The sequence below is a fragment of the Acidiphilium sp. PA genome (assembly GCF_026191915.1).
Taxonomy (GTDB): Bacteria; Pseudomonadota; Alphaproteobacteria; order Acetobacterales; family Acetobacteraceae; genus Acidiphilium.
The window spans coordinates 49,757-65,688 of record NZ_JAIMBY010000001.1 but is presented as its reverse complement, the minus strand read 5'-3'; the positions used below and the strand labels follow the sequence as shown (position 1 = coordinate 65,688).

Sequence of the window (15,932 nt, the reverse complement as noted above, 5' to 3'; positions counted from 1 at the left end):
TTTAATCCAGGAACAGCGCCTGCAGACGTTCGCGGCCGCTGGCGCTGATACCGATGGCGTCGAAATATCCCGCGGGTCCGCCCCAGATCTGGTCGATCGCACCGAAAGCAGCGGCAAGATAGGCCGGATCTGTGCGGCCCAACTGATCGAGCGTGCCGGGGTCGATCGCGCGCCCCAGCACCATGCCCAAGGTCCGCGCGAAATGTCGGGTTTCAACCGCGATGTCGATGCGGTTCGCGGTTTCCTGATAATCGGTGGTGATCGCTGCACGCTCGATCCCCAGCGCGGTCAGAATCAACGCAACCGCAACGCCGGTCCGGTCCTTACCGACGTGGCAATGCAGCAGGATTGGGATACCCCATCCGCTCGCGGCGGCCGCAAGCGCCGCTTGGAGCACCGGCGCAAGCAGACGCGGCAATGATCCGTAAAGGTCCAGCATCGCCCGCCGCGCACCATCCGGCCCAGGCTCGCGCGCCAACCGGTCTATCAGGGGCTGCATGCCCGCTTCCCGGTCGCTTTCGGCCGGCATCGCGATGGTCCGAGCCGGTGCCAGCGCGGGCCAGACCGTCGGAAACCGCCGCCGCTCAGACGCGCTGCGCAAATCGCAAATAAGTTTGATGCCGAGCGGTTCGATCGCCGCGGTATCATCCCGCGTCAGTGACGCAAGCGCACCCGATCGATAGATAAGGCCCGGTCGCAGCCGCCGCCCGCCGCCCGCCGGCAAGGGATCGACAGCACGAAAATTAGGAGCGCCGGCCAGCAAACTCACGGTTTCGGCGCGAGACGCTCCATCCGGCGGAAGGCGCTGCTTTCGACGATGCCGCATTCGAGCACCACGATCGGCTGGATCGCCGGAGTCTGGCGCGCAAAATCGTCCAATTCGGATTGCGACTTCAATGCAAGGACGTGATCGAACAACGTCTTGCTCTGGTCGCAAAATTCGCTGCCTTCATGAATCCCCGCCGAGGATTGCACATTCGCCAGGCTGGTGACGTAACTATCCTCATAGGTATGAAACAGCCGGCCATGCTCCTCGCGGAAGTAGGCATCCACCGAATGTTGCTCGTCCAGAATATGCGCGTGAAACTTGTTCATGAACGTATCGTAATCGCTGCGCTGGTCGCAGGTGAGGGCGCTGACCATCAACGTGCTTTTCAGCCCAATGACGTCGAGCGCCTGCTGCGTGCTGGGCACCATGCAGGCCAGGGCGTTGCCGCCCATGAAGGTCGCGGCGACAAGGCCGAAAGCGATGCGGCTGGCGATACGGCGCATGAAAATCCCCACACAATGAACCGAAGCGGTCGGACCGTGATCCGACCATCTTCACTTAGTCTTGGAACTATCGAAAAGTAAAGTAAATTATGGCGCTCAGGCCGCAGCCTCGTTGAACTGCAGTACCGGTGTGACATTGGTGAAATTTGGCACGTCACCCATAATCGCAGCGCCGTGCGCCGCCGCAGCCTTGCCGAACGCCGCCATGCTCTCGAATTCGAGCAGCGTGATCACACCGAACTGCGGCGCGGCGCCATCCGGACCCGGCACGCCCTTCATCACCCGGGCGCTGTGCAGCCCCATCGAGCCCCACAGGTCATGGACCATCTTCATATGGGTGGCATGATAATAGCCCATGTCGAACCTGGAGTCGGCCGTTTGTGGATACAGCACTGCAATCGTGATCATGGTGGTTCCCTCGTTAAGTTTGCACCATACTGCCGTGCGCTTGAAACCGATGCAAGCCGGGCGCTAGACTTTGGCCACCCGCAACGCGTTCGTGCTGCCGCTCTGGCCGAACGGCACGCCCGCCACCACCACCAGCTCTTCGCCGGCCTGCACGAAACCCTCCTGGCGCGCCAGCCGCACCGAAAGATTGACGGCCTCGGTCATCGAAAACACCTGATCGGTCACCAGCGCGTGTATCCCCCACACCAGCGCGAGCCGCCGCGCGGTGTCGATCGAGGGTGTCAGCCCGATCACCGGGCAGTGCGGCCGCTCGCGCGCCACCCGCAGCCCGCTCGCCCCGGAATTGGTGAATGCCGCGATCACCCGAGCGCCGATGGTATGCGCCACCTGGTCGGCCGCGCGGGCGATGGCATCGGCCGATGAATGTTCCAGATCCGGGCGTTTGGCATCGATGCCAAGGCGCCAGTCCTCGTCGCGCTCCACCCGTGCTATGATCCGATCCATCATGTTGACCGCTTCCCGCGGATACTGACCCGCGGCGCTTTCGGCCGACAGCATCACGGCATCCGCCCCGTCGAACACCGCCGTCGCAACGTCCGAGGCTTCGGCGCGGGTCGGCGCGGGGGCCGAAATCATGCTCTCCAGCATCTGCGTCGCCACCACAACCGGCAGGCCGCGTGTGCGCGCCGCGCGGATGATCCGCTTCTGGGCGATCGGCACCTCCTCGGGCGGCAACTCCACACCCAGGTCGCCGCGCGCTACCATCACCGCGTCCGACGCGTCCATGATCGCGTCCAGATTATCAAGCGCCTGCGGTTTTTCCATCTTGGTCATGATCAAGGCGCGCCCCGCCGCGATCGCCTTGGCTTCCAGCACGTCTTCGGCGCGCTGCACGAAGGACAGGCCGATGTATTCGACACCATGCTGCAACGCGAATTCCAGATCGATCCGATCCTTTGCGGTCAGCGCCGGAATCGGCAGCACCACATCCGGCACATTGACCCCTTTGCGATCCGACAGCGGCCCGCCGTTGACCACTTCGGTCAGCAGATGATCCTCGCGTTTGCGCAGCACCCGCAGGCGCAGCTTGCCGTCATCGAGCAGCAGCGTCGCCCCGATGCTCGCCGCCGCGATGATCTCGGGATGTGGCAGATTGACACGCCGCGTATCGCCGGGTGCCGGGTTGAGGTCGAGCTGAAACTCCGAACCGGTCTGCAACTGGATGCGCCCGCCGCGGAACTGGCCGACGCGTAGCTTCGGGCCCTGAATATCCGCCAGAATCCCGATCGGCCGGTCGAATTTATGCTCCAGCGCACGGATCATCTCGATCCGTGCGGCATGATCCTCATGGCTGCCGTGGCTGAAATTGAGCCGGAACACATCGGCTCCCGCCTCGAACAACTGCCCGAGCATTTCGAGCGTGGAGCTTGCCGGGCCGAGGGTCGCGATGATTTTCGTGCGCCGGTGCCGCCTGAGCCGAGATGCCATTTTTGTCCCCTTTGGTCGCGCTGGAGCGCTGGTTCTGCTAAACCACCGTATGGCAAACAAGTGCCGCGCTGGCCACACGCCGCACCGGTAAGGAGATGGACGTTATGGACATGACCACAATCGACGATGCAACCCGCACCGCGCTCGAAGCCGCCGCCTTTCGCCGCCTCGTCGCGCATCTGCGCGAGCGGACCGACGTACAGAATATCGACCTGATGAACCTCGCCGGGTTCTGCCGCAACTGCCTCTCCCGCTGGTATCGCGAGGCGGCGGCCGAGCGCGGCATCACGATCGCCGATCCGGCCGCGCGCGAAATCGTGTATGGCATGCCTTACAAGGATTGGCAGGCACTGCACCAGAAAAGCGCATCCCCGGAGCAGCAGGCCGCGTTCGCCGCGGCGGACAAGTCCGGCCATTGACCGGGTGGCGGCGCGGCTCTATCCCGCCCGCTCCCCTCAGGCTGGAGACCCCCGATGGCATTCGATACCGCTGACCACGCCACCGCAGACCATGCAACCACCGGCAATATCGCCGCCGATCGGCTGAAAAGCATCGTCGAGCGAATCGAGCGCCTCGAAGAAGAACGCAAGGCGCTGGCCTCCGACATCAAGGATATCTATTCCGAGGCCAAGTCCGCCGGGTTCGACGTCAAGGTCCTGCGCCAGTTGATCCGCATGCGCAAACAGGAACCCGCCGAGGTCGAGGAACAGGAAATGCTGATCGATGTCTATCGCCGCGCGCTCGGCATGGTCTGAACGGTTCATGTTGTTTTGGTAATATTACCGGAATTGCGATGATCCACTCTCGATCCGGTTGCGCGCTCGCCTATCTGTGATGCACGAAAGGCCGGTCCGATCCGGCCGCCGCACAACACAGACGAGGAGCGAAGCAATGGTCGATCACAATCGCGTTGAAGGCGCCGCCAAGCAGGTCAAGGGCAGTGTCAAGGAAGCCGTCGGCAAGGTGACCGGCAACCGGCAGACCGAAGCCCAGGGTAAGGCCGAGCAGGTGGCCGGCAAAGCCCAGGGCAAGGTCGGCGAAGCCAAGGACAAGGTCCGCGACGCCGTCAAGCGCTGACCTCGTCTTTTCCGAGTGCCGGCCAGCCGCCGGCCCCCGCCGGTCGGTGGCCGTATTTCCACCTCACAAAGGGATGACTTCACATGGGTATTATCGCGTGGCTCGTTCTCGGCCTGATCGCCGGCTTCATCGCCAGCAAGCTGGTCAACAAGCAGGGTGAGGGCATCGTGCTCGACATGGTGCTCGGCATCATCGGCGCGATCGTCGGCGGCTTCATCTTCAACGCCTTCGGCAGCGTCGGCGTCACCGGCTTCAACATATACAGTCTGATCGTCGCGGTGATCGGCGCGGTGGTGGTCCTGGTGATCTACCACGCCCTGGTCGGTGGCCGCCGGCGGATCTGAACGGAAATCCAGGGGCCATGCCCCTGGGTGGTTCGCGCGCAGCGCAAGCCTAGGCCTTCAGCAGCCGCGCCGCCTCGACCGCGAAATACGTCAACACACCTGAAGCCCCTGCGCGGCGAAAGCCGAGCAGGGTTTCCAATATGCCCCGCTCGCGATCGATCAGACCCAGTTCCATCGCCGAGGCGAGCATCGCGTACTCGCCCGACACCTGATACGCGAACACCGGCACATGAAACGCATCGTGCACGCGCCGCACGATATCAAGATACGGCATGCCGGGCTTGACCATGACCATATCGGCCCCCTCGTCGAGATCCATCGCGACTTCGCGCAGCGCCTCGTCCGAATTCGCCGGGTTCATCTGGTAGGTCTTCTTGTCGCCCCGCAGCGCCGCGTTCGACCCGAGTGCCTCGCGAAACGGTCCATAGAACGCCGACGCATATTTGGCCGCATAGCTCATGATCCTGGTATGGATCAGCCCTTCTGAATCGAGGGCCGCGCGAATAGTGCCGATCCGCCCGTCCATCATGTCCGACGGCGCGATGATATCAATCCCCGCCAGCGCCTGGTTGACGGCCTGACGCTCGAGAATCGCGACCGATTCGTCATTCGCGACATAATTATCCCGCAACACACCGTCATGGCCATGATCGGTATAAGGATCGAGCGCCACATCGCCGATCAACCCGAGGTCGGGAAACGCCGCCTTCAGCAGCCTCGCCGCCCGGCAGATCAGATTGTCGGGATTGAGCGCCTCGGTGCCTTCCGCGTCCTTCAACGCCGGCGGTGTGGCGGGAAACAGCGCGATCGCCGGAATGCCGAGCGTCGCCGCTTCCTCCACATGCGCGGCGAGCCGATCGAGCCCGACCCGCACCACACCGGGCATCGAATTCACCGGCGTCGGTTCGCCATCGCCCTCGCGCACGAAGATCGGCCAGATCAGATGATCGACCGACAGGCTGGTTTCGGCCACCATCCGCCGGGTCCAGGCATCGATGCGGTTGCGCCTGAGGCGTGTGGTCGGGAAACTGCCGGTGATCATGCTGGAACTCCTCATCTCTGGGCGTGATCACGCCATCGCGCGAAGCGGCGGATTGCGCAAGTTCCCTCCGGCTCCGGCCGCTCATCCTGTCACATCTGACCGCGCGATAAGGCATGTTTCATCCCGCACGGTCCGCGTGCTAAAGCCGCGCGATGAGCATTGCGAAAACCCTGATCGTCGGCGCCGACCACGCCGGCTATGCCCTGAAAGACACGCTCGCCAAGGCGGCCCGCGACGCCGGCTGGATCGTGATCGACTGCGGCACCAACGACCCCGCCAGCGTCGATTACCCCGATATCGCCCACGCGGTGAGCGACCGGATCGAAGCGGGCGAGGCAAACCTCGGCCTGCTGGTCTGCGGCTCGGGCATCGGCATGGCGATCGCCGCCAACCGCCACCCCGGCATCCGCTGCGCCCAGGCGCATGACGCGACCGAAGCGCGGTTGTCACGCTCGCACAACAACGCCAATATACTCGCCCTCGGTGCGCGCATCACCGGTGAGGTCGTGGCGCTCGACGCGCTGCACGCCTTCCTTTCGACCGATTATCAAGGCGGGCGGCACGATCTGCGGCTCGCAAAACTCAACCCGGAGCGGACCCGATGAACCAGCAGACCCCGATTGCAAGCATGGACCGGTTTTTCAACGCATCGCTCGCGGAAACCGACCCCGATCTCGCCGCCGCCATCGCGCAGGAACTGGCGCGCCAGCAGGACGGCATTGAACTGATCGCCTCGGAAAACATCGTCTCGCGCGCCGTGCTCGAAGCCCAGGGCTCCGTGCTGACCAACAAATATGCCGAAGGCTATCCCGGCAAGCGCTACTACGGCGGCTGTGCCGCGGTCGACATCGCCGAACAACTCGCGATCGACCGGGCCAAGCAATTGTTCGGGTGCGAATACGCGAACGTCCAGCCCCATTCCGGCGCGCAGGCCAACCAGGCGGTGTTCCTCGCGCTGCTGAACGCGGGCGACACCATTCTCGGCATGTCGCTCGCGGCCGGCGGCCACCTTACCCACGGCGCGGCGCCCAACCTGTCCGGCAAATGGTTCAAGCCGGTGCAATACGGCGTACGCCGCGAAGACGGCGTGCTCGACTACGAAGAGCTCGAACGCCTGGCGCGCGAACACAAGCCGCGCATCATCATCGCCGGCGGCTCCGCCTATCCCCGCGTGATCGACTTCGCCCGCATCCGCAAGGTGGCCGATGAGGTCGGCGCCTATTTCATGGTCGACATGGCCCATTTCGCCGGCCTCGTCGCGGCCGGTGTGTTTCCCTCGCCGCTGCCGCACGCGCATGTCGTCACCACCACGACCCACAAGACCCTGCGCGGCCCGCGCGGCGGCATGATCCTGAGCAACGACCTCGAGCTCGGCAAAAAGTTCAACGCGGCCGTATTCCCCGGCCTGCAGGGCGGCCCGCTGATGCACGTGATCGCGGCGAAAGCGGTCGCCTTCGGTGAAGCGCTGCGTCCCGAGTTCCGCGCCTATCAGAAAGCCCTCGCTGAAAACGCCAAGGTGCTCGCCGCAACGCTGGTCGAGGGCGGTGTCGACATCGTCACTGGTGGCACCGATTCGCATCTGATGCTGGTCGATCTGCGGCCGAAAAACGTCACCGGCAAGGCCGCCGAAGCCTCGCTCGAGCGCGCGCACATGACCGCGAACAAAAACGCCATTCCGTTCGATCCGGCCAAACCCGCCGTGACCTCCGGCATTCGTCTCGGCACGCCCGCCGCGACCACGCGCGGCTTCGGTGCCGCCGAATTCCGCCTGGTCGGCCAATATATCGTCGAGGTCCTCGATGGTCTGTCGGCCTCGAACGACGGCGCGAACAGCGCGGTCGAAGCCGCCGTCGGTGCGAAAGTGCTGGACCTCTGCAAGCGTTTCCCGATCTATCGGTAAGGCCCGATGCGCTGCCCGTTCTGTGGCGAGGCCGATACGCAGGTCAAGGATAGCCGCCCGAGCGAAGACGGCAGCGCCATTCGCCGGCGGCGGTTCTGCCCGCAATGCAGCCAGCGCTTCACCACGGTCGAACGCGTGCAGCTGCGCGAACTGGTCGTGGTCAAGGCCGATCAGCGCCGCGTCGCTTTCGACCGCGACAAGCTGGCCCGTTCGGTACGGATCGCCCTGCGCAAACGTCCGGTCGAGGACGAACGGATCGAGCGGATCGTCAACGGCATCGTGCGCAAGCTCGAAGCCTCCGGCGATGCCGAGATTGCCTCCACCGCGATCGGCGAACTGGTGATGGACACGCTCAAGGAGGTCGATGCGGTCGCCTATGTCCGCTTCGCCTCGGTCTATCGCGATTTCCGTGAAGCCAAGGATTTCAAGACCTTCCTCGGCGCAATGGACCCGCCGAAATGACCGATGCCGATTGCATGGCCGCGGCCATCGGCCTGGCAAGGCGCGGCCTGGGCGAGACGGCACCCAACCCCAGCGTCGGCTGCGTCGTCGTCAACGCCGGCATTGTCGTGGGGCGTGGCCGCACGGCGCCGGGCGGCCGGCCGCATGCCGAGACGCAGGCGCTCGCCATGGCCGGAGCCGCCGCGCGGGGGGCGACCGTTCATGTCACGCTCGAACCCTGCGCGCATCACGGCCGCACGCCGCCCTGCGCGCAAGCCCTGATCGATGCCGGGGTGGCGCGCGTGGTCGTTGCGATGCGCGACCCCAATCCCCGGGTGAACGGGGCCGGACTCGCCATGCTGCGCGCCGCCGGCATCGCAGTGACCGAGGGGATCGGCTTGCCGGCGGCGCTGGCGGTGAATGCCGGGTTCGTCTCCCTGATCGAGCATGGCCGGCCCGCAGTCACGCTCAAACTCGCCACCTCGCTCGATGGCCGCATCGCGACACGCACCGGCGACAGCCAATGGATCACCGGCGATGCCTCCCGCCGCACCGCCCACGCGCTGCGCGGCGCGCATGACGCCGTGATGATCGGCGTCGGCACCGCCCTGGCCGACGATCCCGAACTGACCTGCCGGATCGATGGGTTTCGTGCCGCACCATTGATCCGCATCGTGGTCGATTCACATCTGCGCCTGCCCCTGAACAGCCGCCTCGCGCGCGGCGCCGATACCCATCCGCTGTGGATCATCCATCGCGACGGCGCCGATCCCGCCCGGCACGATGCTTTCGCCGCGCTCGGCGCCCGCCTGTTCGCGGTGCCCGCCGCCGAAACCGGCGTCGATCCGCTCGCCGCCCTGCGCGCACTCGGCGCCGCGGGCATCACGCGGTTGCTGGTCGAAGGCGGCGGCAGCCTTGCGGCCTCGTTGCTGCGTGCCGATCTGGTCGACCAGATCGCCTGGTTCACCGCCCCGCTCGTGATCGGCGGCGACGGCATTGCCGCGATCGCCGGGTTCGGCGTCGCGGCGCTCGCGGCCGCGAAACGACTGACCATGCTGAGCGCAAACGCCAGCGGTGCGGACCGCCTGGCAACCTATCGGAGACAGGACTGATGTTTACCGGGATCATCACCGCCGTCGGGCGGCTGACCAGCAAATCCCCGCCGACCGGCGAGCGCGACGCCCGTTTCGTGATCGGCGTGCCGGATCGCAATGCCGCCTGGGCCGATCTCGACCGGATCGCGCTCGGTGCCTCGATCAATTGCTCGGGCTGCTGCCTCACCGTGGTCGAGGCCGGCAGCGACTGGTTCGCGGTCGATGTCTCCGGCGAGACCCTGTCGAAGACCACCCTCGGCGCCTGGACCGAACAGAGCCCGATCAATCTGGAGCGCGCCCTGAGGATGGGCGATGAGCTCGGCGGTCACGTGGTATCCGGCCATGTCGATGGTCTGGGCACCGTCATATCGACGACGCCGGAACACGGCTCGACCCGCTGGCGGTTCAGCGTGCCGCAGGCGCTCGCGCGGTTCATTGCCCCCAAGGGTAGCGTTGCGATCAATGGCGTGTCACTCACCGTCAACGAGGTTGAGGGCAACACCTTCGGCGTCAATATCATCCCGCATACCGAACGTGTCACCAATTTCGGCACGCTGGCGGTAGGCGATGCGGTGAATGTCGAAATAGACATGCTGGCCCGCTATGTCGCGCGGCTGGCGGAGGTTTCGTGATGGATCAGAGCAAGATGAACGCAATGCAGACCGCATCGCTGCAGACCTATTTGTCCTCGGCCGCTGAAATCATCGATGAAGCGCGCGCCGGGCGCATGTTCATCCTGGTGGACGACGAAGATCGCGAAAACGAAGGCGATCTCGTGATCCCCGCCCAGTTCGCGACGCCGGATGCGGTGAATTTCATGGCCAAACATGCCCGCGGCCTGATCTGCCTCGCCTTGACCAAGGCGCGCTGCGAGACGCTAGGGCTGAAAATGATGGCGCAATCGAACGGTTCGCGCCACGAAACCGCCTTCACCGTCTCGATCGAGGCGCGCGAGGGTGTCACCACCGGCATCTCGGCGGCTGACCGGGCGCGCACCATCGCGGTCGCGATCAATCCGGAATCCAGCGCCGCCGATATCACGACACCGGGCCATATCTTCCCCCTGATGGCGCGGGACGGCGGTACCCTGGTGCGCACGGGCCACACCGAAGCCGCGGTCGATATCGCGCGGCTCGCCGGCCTCACCCCGGCCGGCGTGATCTGCGAGATCATGAACGAGGACGGCACGATGGCGCGGCTGCCCGACCTCGTGAGCTTCGCCCAATACCACAACCTCAAACTCGGCACGATCGCCGATCTGATCGGCTATCGCCGGCGGGTCGAAAAACTGGTCCGCCGGACCGGCGACGGCGCGCTGACCGATGGTGCCGGCCAGCAATGGCGCATGGTCAGTTTCGAAAACACCATCGATCATGTCGAGCATCTCGCCCTGGTGAAGGGCGATGTCGCGGCCAACGAGCCGGTGTTGGTCCGCATGCACGCCATCAGCACGATCGACGATATTCTGGGCGGCGAACATATTCGCGATCTGCGCCGCGCGATGGCACAGATCGCCGAGGCGGGCAGGGGGGTCGTCGTGCTGATCCGCGAGGCAAGGCCCGATGCGATCTCGACCCGCCTCGCCCAGATCATGGGCGGCGCGCGCACCGGCACCGTGCTGCGCGACTACGGCATCGGCGCACAGATTCTGACCGATCTCGGCGTGCACGACATGATCCTGCTATCGAACCACAAACGCGCCGTTATCGGGCTGGAGGGCTACGGGTTGAACATCGTCGATCAACTGCCGATCGAGGGCAAGGCAATCCCATGAGCACCGCCGATGCAATGGCACCCATTGTGCCGGTCGTGCCGGGCAGCGCACCGCGCGTGCTGGTGATCCGCGCGCCGTATTACCGCGATATCGTTGACGGCATGACCACGGCGGCCGCGCTCCTGCTGGCCGAGGCCAACGCTACCGTCGAGACCATCGACGTCGCCGGCGCCTACGAACTTCCCCAGGCCCTGCGCATCGCGCTGCGCGGCAAACAAACCTTCGATGGTTTCGTCGTCCTCGGCTGCGTCGTGCGCGGCGAGACCGATCATTACGATTACATCTGCAGCACGGCCATGAACGGGCTGATGAACGTCGCCCTGCAATACGGCATCTGCCTCGGCACCGCGCTGCTCACGGTCGATACCATCGCCCAGGCCGAGGCGCGGTCGGCCGAGACCGGCTCTAACAAAGGTGCGGAAGCCGCCGCCGCCTGCCTCAGGCAGATCGCGCTCGCGCGCCAATTGGGGGCGGCATGACAGCCGCACCCGGCAAGGGCGTGCGGCCGCGCACACTGGCGCGTGTCGCCGCGGTGCAGGCTTTGTACCAATGCGAGCAGAACGGCGAAACCGCTGAAACCGTCATCGGACAATTCATCCGCCACCGCATCGGCGCGCTGCCCGGCAAGCCTGGCGTGGCCGATGGCCGGGTGCCGGAAGCGCACGCGCCGCTGTTCAGCCGCATCGTGCGCGTCGCGACCGAACAGCAGGATGTGATCGACCCGATGATCGTCAGCCTCCTGCCCGAAGCCTGGCCGATGGCGCGGCTCGACCCGGTGCTGCGCGCCCTGCTGCGCGCCGGCGGCGCCGAGTTGTGGATGACCGACGGGCCGCCGCCCCGCGTCGTGATCAATGAATATCTCGATGTCGCCCACGGATTCCTGAAGGAGGACGCCGTGCAGCTCGGCAACGCCGTGCTCGACCGCATGGCCCGCATGCTGCGCCCGAACGATTTCGCCGAAGCCGGGTGAGCGGCGGTGAGTTCGACCGGATCGCGCGTTATTTCGCACCCCTGGCGAACCAGGCGGCACTCGGACTGACCGATGACGCGGCGGTTTGGTCGCCGCCCCCCGGCCGCCAACTCGTGCTCACCGTCGATCAGATGATCGAAGGCATCCATTTCCTGCCCGACGACCCGCCCGATTGCGTCGCCCGCAAACTGCTCCGCCGCAACCTGTCCGATCTCGCCGCGATGGGTGCCACGCCGATCGGCTATCTGCTGACCACGGCGCTGCGCACGGCAACACCGCAGGCGTGGCTCGCTGAGTTTGCCGCCGGTCTGGCGCAGGATCAGCGCAGGTATGACATCACGCTGTTCGGCGGTGACAGCACCTCGACCACCGGCCCCATCATGACATCGGTCACCATGATCGGGCACGTAGCACCCGGCGCGGCGCTGCTGCGCACCGGGGCCCGGCCCGGTGATGCGATCTTCGTGACCGGCACGATCGGCGATGCGGCACTGGGGCTGGAGGCGGCCCGTGGCAACATCGCCGATCCGGGCGGGTTTTTTTCCACCCGCCGCCTGCTGCCCGAACCCCGGGTGGGCTTGCCGCTCGCGGGCCTCGCTCATGCCGCCATCGATGTATCGGACGGTCTGATCCAGGACCTCGGCCATCTCTGCACCAACGCGGGACTCGGCGCGGTGATCGAGGCGGCGCGGGTGCCGCACTCACCCGCCGCGCGCGCCGCCGGCAATGCCTGGCTCGAAACCCGGCTGACCGGCGGCGATGATTACGAGCTGATCCTGGCCGCACCCGCCGCCGCCGAGCCCGCGCTGCGGGCGGCCTGCGGCACCGTCCCGCTCACCCGCATCGGCATCATGACGGACGCGCACCGCGCTATCCGCATCAACGATGCCTCGGGCACCCCGCTACAATTCGCCCGGCAGGGCTGGCGGCATTTCTGAGCCGGTTCACGCCGGTGCGGTAAACGCCACGTCTTTCTTCAGCGAAAACGGATCGGTCGGGTTGCGCTGCGCGAGGATATCCGCGAGCCGCAACTCGACCGAACCCAGAATCCGCGGATGCGTCAGGCAGTAGAACTGCTCCGCCTCGATCGCCGCAAAGGTCCTTGCCGCGACATCTGCGGCACTCAGCCGCCCGGACGTCACCGCCTTGCGCGTCTGCTCCTCGGCAAGCCGCTGGCTCTCGGTCGCGGGCGTCGGGTTGGTCAGATCGGCCGGCCGGTTGCGCCCCGCATCCTTGATGCCGGTATCGACGAAGGCCGGGCACAGCACCGTGACGCCGAGCGTCGAACCGGTGATCCGCAAATCATGAAACAGCGTTTCGGACAGCGTGACCACGCCATGTTTCGAAACATTGTACGGCCCCATCGTCTGCGCCGAAAGCAATCCCGCGACCGAGGCGGTATTGATGATATGACCTTCCTGCTTACTCGCGATCATCCGCGGCACGAAGCAGCGCACACCGTGGATCACACCCCACAGATTAACGCCGAGCACCCATTGCCAATCCGCAACCGAATGCTCCCAGATCAAGCCGCCGGTACCGACGCCGGCATTGTTGAACAGCAGGTGCACATCGCCGAACGTCGCAAACACCCTGTCGGCAAACCCATCCATCGCCCCGGCGTCACTAACATCGAGCCGGTGCCCGATCACCTCGGCACCCGTGGCTGCAAGCTCGGCGATGACCGCATCGAGCGCGTCCTGCTGGATGTCCGCCAACGCCAGTTTCATCCCCCGCGCCGCCGCAATCCGGGCAAACTCGCGCCCGAACCCGCTGCCCGCACCGGTGATGACGGCGATACGATCCTTGAAAACCTTCATGGCACCACCACGATCTTTCCGGTCACCTTGCGGTCCGCCATGTCCTGCAGCGCCTGCGCCGTCTCGGCCAGCGGATAGGCTTTCGAAATCAGCGGACGGATCTGGCCGTTCTGCAACATCGCAAACAGATCCTGCATCATCGCAATCTGGTTCCCGGGCTCGCGCCGGGCGAACTCGCCCCAGAACACACCCACCACCGCAGCCCCTTTGAGCAACGGCAAATTGAGCGGCAGGCTGGGGATCTCACCATCCGCGAAGCCGATCACCAGATAGCGCCCGCGCCAGGCAATCGACCGAAACGCCGGCTCGGCAAATCGCCCGCCGACCGGGTCGAAAATAACATCGGGCCCGCGCCCCTCGGTATGAGTCTTGATCGCGGCGCGCAGATCCTCGGTGCTGTAGTTGATCGTCGCATCGGCGCCGCGCTCACGGCAGATCACCAATTTGGCATCGCTCGAAGCCGCCGCGATCACCTTCGCACCGCGTGCCTTCGCGATCTCGACCGCCGCCAGCCCCACGCCCCCGGCCGCACCCAGGACCAGCACGGTATCGCCCTGCTTGACGCCGCCCCGATCGATCAGCGCATGGTGCGACGTGCCGAACGCCAGAATGAACCCCGCGGCAACATCATAGGGCACATGGTCGGGAATCGGCACGCACAGATGCGCATTGAGCGCGATCTTCTCGGCAAACCCGCCGGTCGAGCACAAGGCCAGAACCCGGTCGCCGATCTTGAAGTCGGTCACGCCGTCGCCCACCGCCTCGATCTCGCCCGCCACCTCCGCACCCGGGGTGAACGGCAGGATCGGCTGGACCTGATATTTTTTCTGAATGATCAGCACATCGGGAAAATTCACGCCCGCGGCATGAATTCTGATGACGACCTCACCCTCGCGCGCGACCGGATCGGCAATCTCGCGGTGCTGCAGCGTCTCCGGCCCGCCCCACGCCGCGCAGACGATGGCCCGCATCAGACCGGCAACCCCGGTTCGGATAGTCCATCCGCGATCATCACGTTCGGATACCCGCCCGACCGTGCCGGATCGCTATTCTGGTAGCGCCGCTGCTCAAGCCGGGCCAGTTGATCGCGATGGACTTCATCCGGTCCATCGGCGAGCCGCAGCGTGCGCTGATGCGCGTAGGAACTCGACAGCCAGGTATCCGCCACGCCACCGCCGCCGAACGCCTGGATCGCCCAATCCACAATCTTGCACGCGACATTTGGTGCCACCACCTTGATCATCGCAATCTCGGCCCGCGCGCCCTTGTTGCCGACCGTATCCATCATCGATGCGGCCTTGAGCGTCAGCAGCCGCGCCTGATCGATCATGATGCGCGATTCCGCAATCCGCTCGCGCCATACGCTCTGCTCAACCACCGGCTTGCCGAACGCGGTGCGCGATTCCAACCGGCGGACCATGCGTTCCAGCGCCCGTTCGGCAACGCCGATCGAGCGCATGCAGTGGTGAATCCGTCCCGGCCCAAGCCGGCCCTGGGCAATTTCGAAGCCGCGCCCTTCCCCTAACAGAATGTTGGCGGCCGGCACGCGCACATTGTCGAAAATCAGCTCCGCATGCCCGTGCGGCGCATCGTCATCGCCGAATACCGGCAGCGCACGCTTCATCGTGACACCGGGATGGGGAAACGGCACCAGGATCATCGATTGCTGCTTGTGCCGATCCGGGTTGGCGGGGTCGGATTTTCCCATCACGATCAGCACGCGGCAGCGCGGATCGGGCGCGCCGGAAATCCACCATTTATGGCCGTTGATCACATACTCATCGCCATCGCGCCGGATCTCGGTCTCGATATTGGTCGCATCGGACGATGCCACACGCGGCTCGGTCATCGCGAAAGCCGAACGGATTTCCCCGGCCAGCAGCGGCTTCAGCCACCGCTCCTTGTGCTCCGCCGCCGCATAGCGCGTCAGGACTTCCATATTGCCGGTATCCGGCGCCGAACAATTGAACGCCTCTGGCCCGAACGGGCTGCGTCCCATGATTTCGGCAAGCGGCGCGTATTCCATATTGGTCAGCCCCGCGCCATGCTCGGACTGCGGCAGAAACAGATTCCACAACCCCTCGGCTTTCGCCTTCTGCTTGATCTCGCCTAACAGAGCGAGCGGCTGCCAGCGGTCCGCCTGGGTGTGCGCGGTGTGAAACAGCGCCTGTTCGTTGGGATAGATATGCGCCGCCATGAAATCCGCGACGCGCGCGCGCAAGGCCTCGGTCTTGGTGGAATAGGCGAAGTCCATGGCGGCATTTCCCTTATCATCGTGCGATTTTGCCCGATTGTGCGGCTT

Annotated in this window: 22 protein-coding genes; 13 read left to right on the top strand and 9 right to left on the bottom strand. The window is 65.4% G+C overall.

Translation table 11 applies throughout. From position 1 onward, the window contains the following. Position 1: 1 nt before the first annotated feature. From AruPA_RS00355 to AruPA_RS21740, 5 genes are all read right to left on the bottom strand, one after another. Positions 2-769, bottom strand: a complete 768-nt coding sequence (locus AruPA_RS00355) for a tyrosine-protein phosphatase (protein ID WP_265634094.1) — start codon at positions 767-769, stop codon at positions 2-4. After that, a complete protein-coding gene (locus tag AruPA_RS00350) occupies positions 766-1,272 on the bottom strand; it encodes a hypothetical protein (RefSeq protein ID WP_265634092.1) in 507 nt (168 codons plus the stop codon). The genes AruPA_RS00355 and AruPA_RS00350 overlap by 4 nt, the downstream gene beginning before the upstream one ends. A gap of 96 nt (positions 1,273-1,368) precedes the next feature. Next, positions 1,369-1,680, bottom strand: coding sequence for an EthD family reductase (locus AruPA_RS00345; protein WP_265634090.1), 312 nt, complete (start codon positions 1,678-1,680; stop codon positions 1,369-1,371). Between the two features lie 63 nt (positions 1,681-1,743). Further along, entirely contained in the window at positions 1,744-3,093 is a 1,350-nt protein-coding gene (gene pyk, locus AruPA_RS00340; protein ID WP_408858561.1) for a pyruvate kinase, read from the bottom strand. Then, positions 3,000-3,428: a hypothetical protein gene (locus AruPA_RS21740; RefSeq protein WP_408858560.1), complete on the bottom strand. Its 429-nt coding sequence runs from the start codon at positions 3,426-3,428 to the stop codon at positions 3,000-3,002. Before AruPA_RS21740 ends, pyk begins: the two co-directional genes overlap by 94 nt. Between AruPA_RS21740 and AruPA_RS00335 the strand changes: the two genes are divergently transcribed. The 4 genes from AruPA_RS00335 to AruPA_RS00320 all read left to right on the top strand — a co-directional run bounded on the left by AruPA_RS00335 (position 3,348) and on the right by AruPA_RS00320 (position 4,589). Then, positions 3,348-3,587 carry a DUF1244 domain-containing protein gene (locus AruPA_RS00335; protein ID WP_408858559.1) on the top strand — a complete coding sequence of 80 codons (240 nt, stop codon included), beginning with the start codon at positions 3,348-3,350 and terminating at the stop codon, positions 3,585-3,587. The two genes, AruPA_RS21740 and AruPA_RS00335, sit on opposite strands and share 81 nt — an antisense overlap. Before the next feature lie 54 nt (positions 3,588-3,641). Then, a complete protein-coding gene (locus tag AruPA_RS00330; RefSeq protein WP_265634086.1) occupies positions 3,642-3,923 on the top strand; it encodes a DUF2312 domain-containing protein in 282 nt (93 codons plus the stop codon). Between the two features lie 136 nt (positions 3,924-4,059). Continuing rightward, complete coding sequence (locus AruPA_RS00325) at positions 4,060-4,245, top strand: CsbD family protein (RefSeq protein ID WP_265634084.1); 186 nt, start codon at positions 4,060-4,062, stop codon at positions 4,243-4,245. 83 nt (positions 4,246-4,328) lie between these two features. Further along, complete coding sequence (locus AruPA_RS00320) at positions 4,329-4,589, top strand: GlsB/YeaQ/YmgE family stress response membrane protein (protein WP_029310567.1); 261 nt, start codon at positions 4,329-4,331, stop codon at positions 4,587-4,589. 49 nt (positions 4,590-4,638) lie between these two features. Here AruPA_RS00320 and hemB read toward each other — a convergent pair whose 3' ends face one another. Then, positions 4,639-5,631 (bottom strand): porphobilinogen synthase, encoded by a 993-nt coding sequence (gene hemB, locus AruPA_RS00315; RefSeq protein ID WP_265634083.1) that lies wholly within the window; start codon positions 5,629-5,631, stop codon positions 4,639-4,641. Positions 5,632-5,783: 152 nt separating this feature from the next. Here hemB and rpiB point away from each other — a divergent pair, with 152 nt between their 5' ends. The 9 genes from rpiB to thiL are packed head-to-tail and all read left to right on the top strand — an operon-like array spanning position 5,784 to position 12,748. Next, positions 5,784-6,236 (top strand): ribose 5-phosphate isomerase B, encoded by a 453-nt coding sequence (rpiB, locus tag AruPA_RS00310; RefSeq protein WP_265634081.1) that lies wholly within the window; start codon positions 5,784-5,786, stop codon positions 6,234-6,236. After that, entirely contained in the window at positions 6,233-7,531 is a 1,299-nt protein-coding gene (gene glyA, locus AruPA_RS00305; protein WP_408858550.1) for a serine hydroxymethyltransferase, read from the top strand. The genes rpiB and glyA overlap by 4 nt, the downstream gene beginning before the upstream one ends. A gap of 6 nt (positions 7,532-7,537) precedes the next feature. Next, positions 7,538-7,993: a transcriptional regulator NrdR gene (gene nrdR, locus AruPA_RS00300; protein ID WP_029310571.1), complete on the top strand. Its 456-nt coding sequence runs from the start codon at positions 7,538-7,540 to the stop codon at positions 7,991-7,993. Further along, on the top strand, positions 7,990-9,084 hold the full coding sequence (gene ribD, locus AruPA_RS00295; RefSeq protein ID WP_265634075.1) for a bifunctional diaminohydroxyphosphoribosylaminopyrimidine deaminase/5-amino-6-(5-phosphoribosylamino)uracil reductase RibD: 1,095 nt from the start codon (positions 7,990-7,992) through the stop codon (positions 9,082-9,084). The genes nrdR and ribD overlap by 4 nt, the downstream gene beginning before the upstream one ends. Then, on the top strand, positions 9,084-9,698 hold the full coding sequence (locus AruPA_RS00290; protein WP_265634073.1) for a riboflavin synthase: 615 nt from the start codon (positions 9,084-9,086) through the stop codon (positions 9,696-9,698). The genes ribD and AruPA_RS00290 overlap by 1 nt, the downstream gene beginning before the upstream one ends. Positions 9,699-9,712: 14 nt before the next feature. Then, positions 9,713-10,840 carry a 3,4-dihydroxy-2-butanone-4-phosphate synthase gene (gene ribB, locus AruPA_RS00285; RefSeq protein WP_265635094.1) on the top strand — a complete coding sequence of 376 codons (1,128 nt, stop codon included), beginning with the start codon at positions 9,713-9,715 and terminating at the stop codon, positions 10,838-10,840. Next, positions 10,837-11,319 carry a 6,7-dimethyl-8-ribityllumazine synthase gene (gene ribH, locus AruPA_RS00280; RefSeq protein WP_265634071.1) on the top strand — a complete coding sequence of 161 codons (483 nt, stop codon included), beginning with the start codon at positions 10,837-10,839 and terminating at the stop codon, positions 11,317-11,319. Before ribB ends, ribH begins: the two co-directional genes overlap by 4 nt. Further along, positions 11,316-11,810: a transcription antitermination factor NusB gene (gene nusB / locus AruPA_RS00275; protein WP_265634070.1), complete on the top strand. Its 495-nt coding sequence runs from the start codon at positions 11,316-11,318 to the stop codon at positions 11,808-11,810. The genes ribH and nusB overlap by 4 nt, the downstream gene beginning before the upstream one ends. After that, positions 11,807-12,748 carry a thiamine-phosphate kinase gene (thiL, locus tag AruPA_RS00270; protein ID WP_265634068.1) on the top strand — a complete coding sequence of 314 codons (942 nt, stop codon included), beginning with the start codon at positions 11,807-11,809 and terminating at the stop codon, positions 12,746-12,748. The genes nusB and thiL overlap by 4 nt, the downstream gene beginning before the upstream one ends. Positions 12,749-12,754: 6 nt before the next feature. Here thiL and AruPA_RS00265 read toward each other — a convergent pair whose 3' ends face one another. Genes AruPA_RS00265 through AruPA_RS00255 form a run of 3 tightly spaced genes read right to left on the bottom strand, consistent with a single transcriptional unit; the run spans position 12,755 to position 15,884 of the window. After that, on the bottom strand, positions 12,755-13,630 hold the full coding sequence (locus AruPA_RS00265) for an SDR family oxidoreductase (protein WP_265634066.1): 876 nt from the start codon (positions 13,628-13,630) through the stop codon (positions 12,755-12,757). Continuing rightward, complete coding sequence (locus tag AruPA_RS00260) at positions 13,627-14,601, bottom strand: NADPH:quinone oxidoreductase family protein (protein WP_265634064.1); 975 nt, start codon at positions 14,599-14,601, stop codon at positions 13,627-13,629. Before AruPA_RS00260 ends, AruPA_RS00265 begins: the two co-directional genes overlap by 4 nt. Beyond that, positions 14,601-15,884, bottom strand: a complete 1,284-nt coding sequence (locus tag AruPA_RS00255) for an acyl-CoA dehydrogenase family protein (RefSeq protein ID WP_265634061.1) — start codon at positions 15,882-15,884, stop codon at positions 14,601-14,603. The genes AruPA_RS00260 and AruPA_RS00255 overlap by 1 nt, the downstream gene beginning before the upstream one ends. Positions 15,885-15,932: the final 48 nt, after the last annotated feature.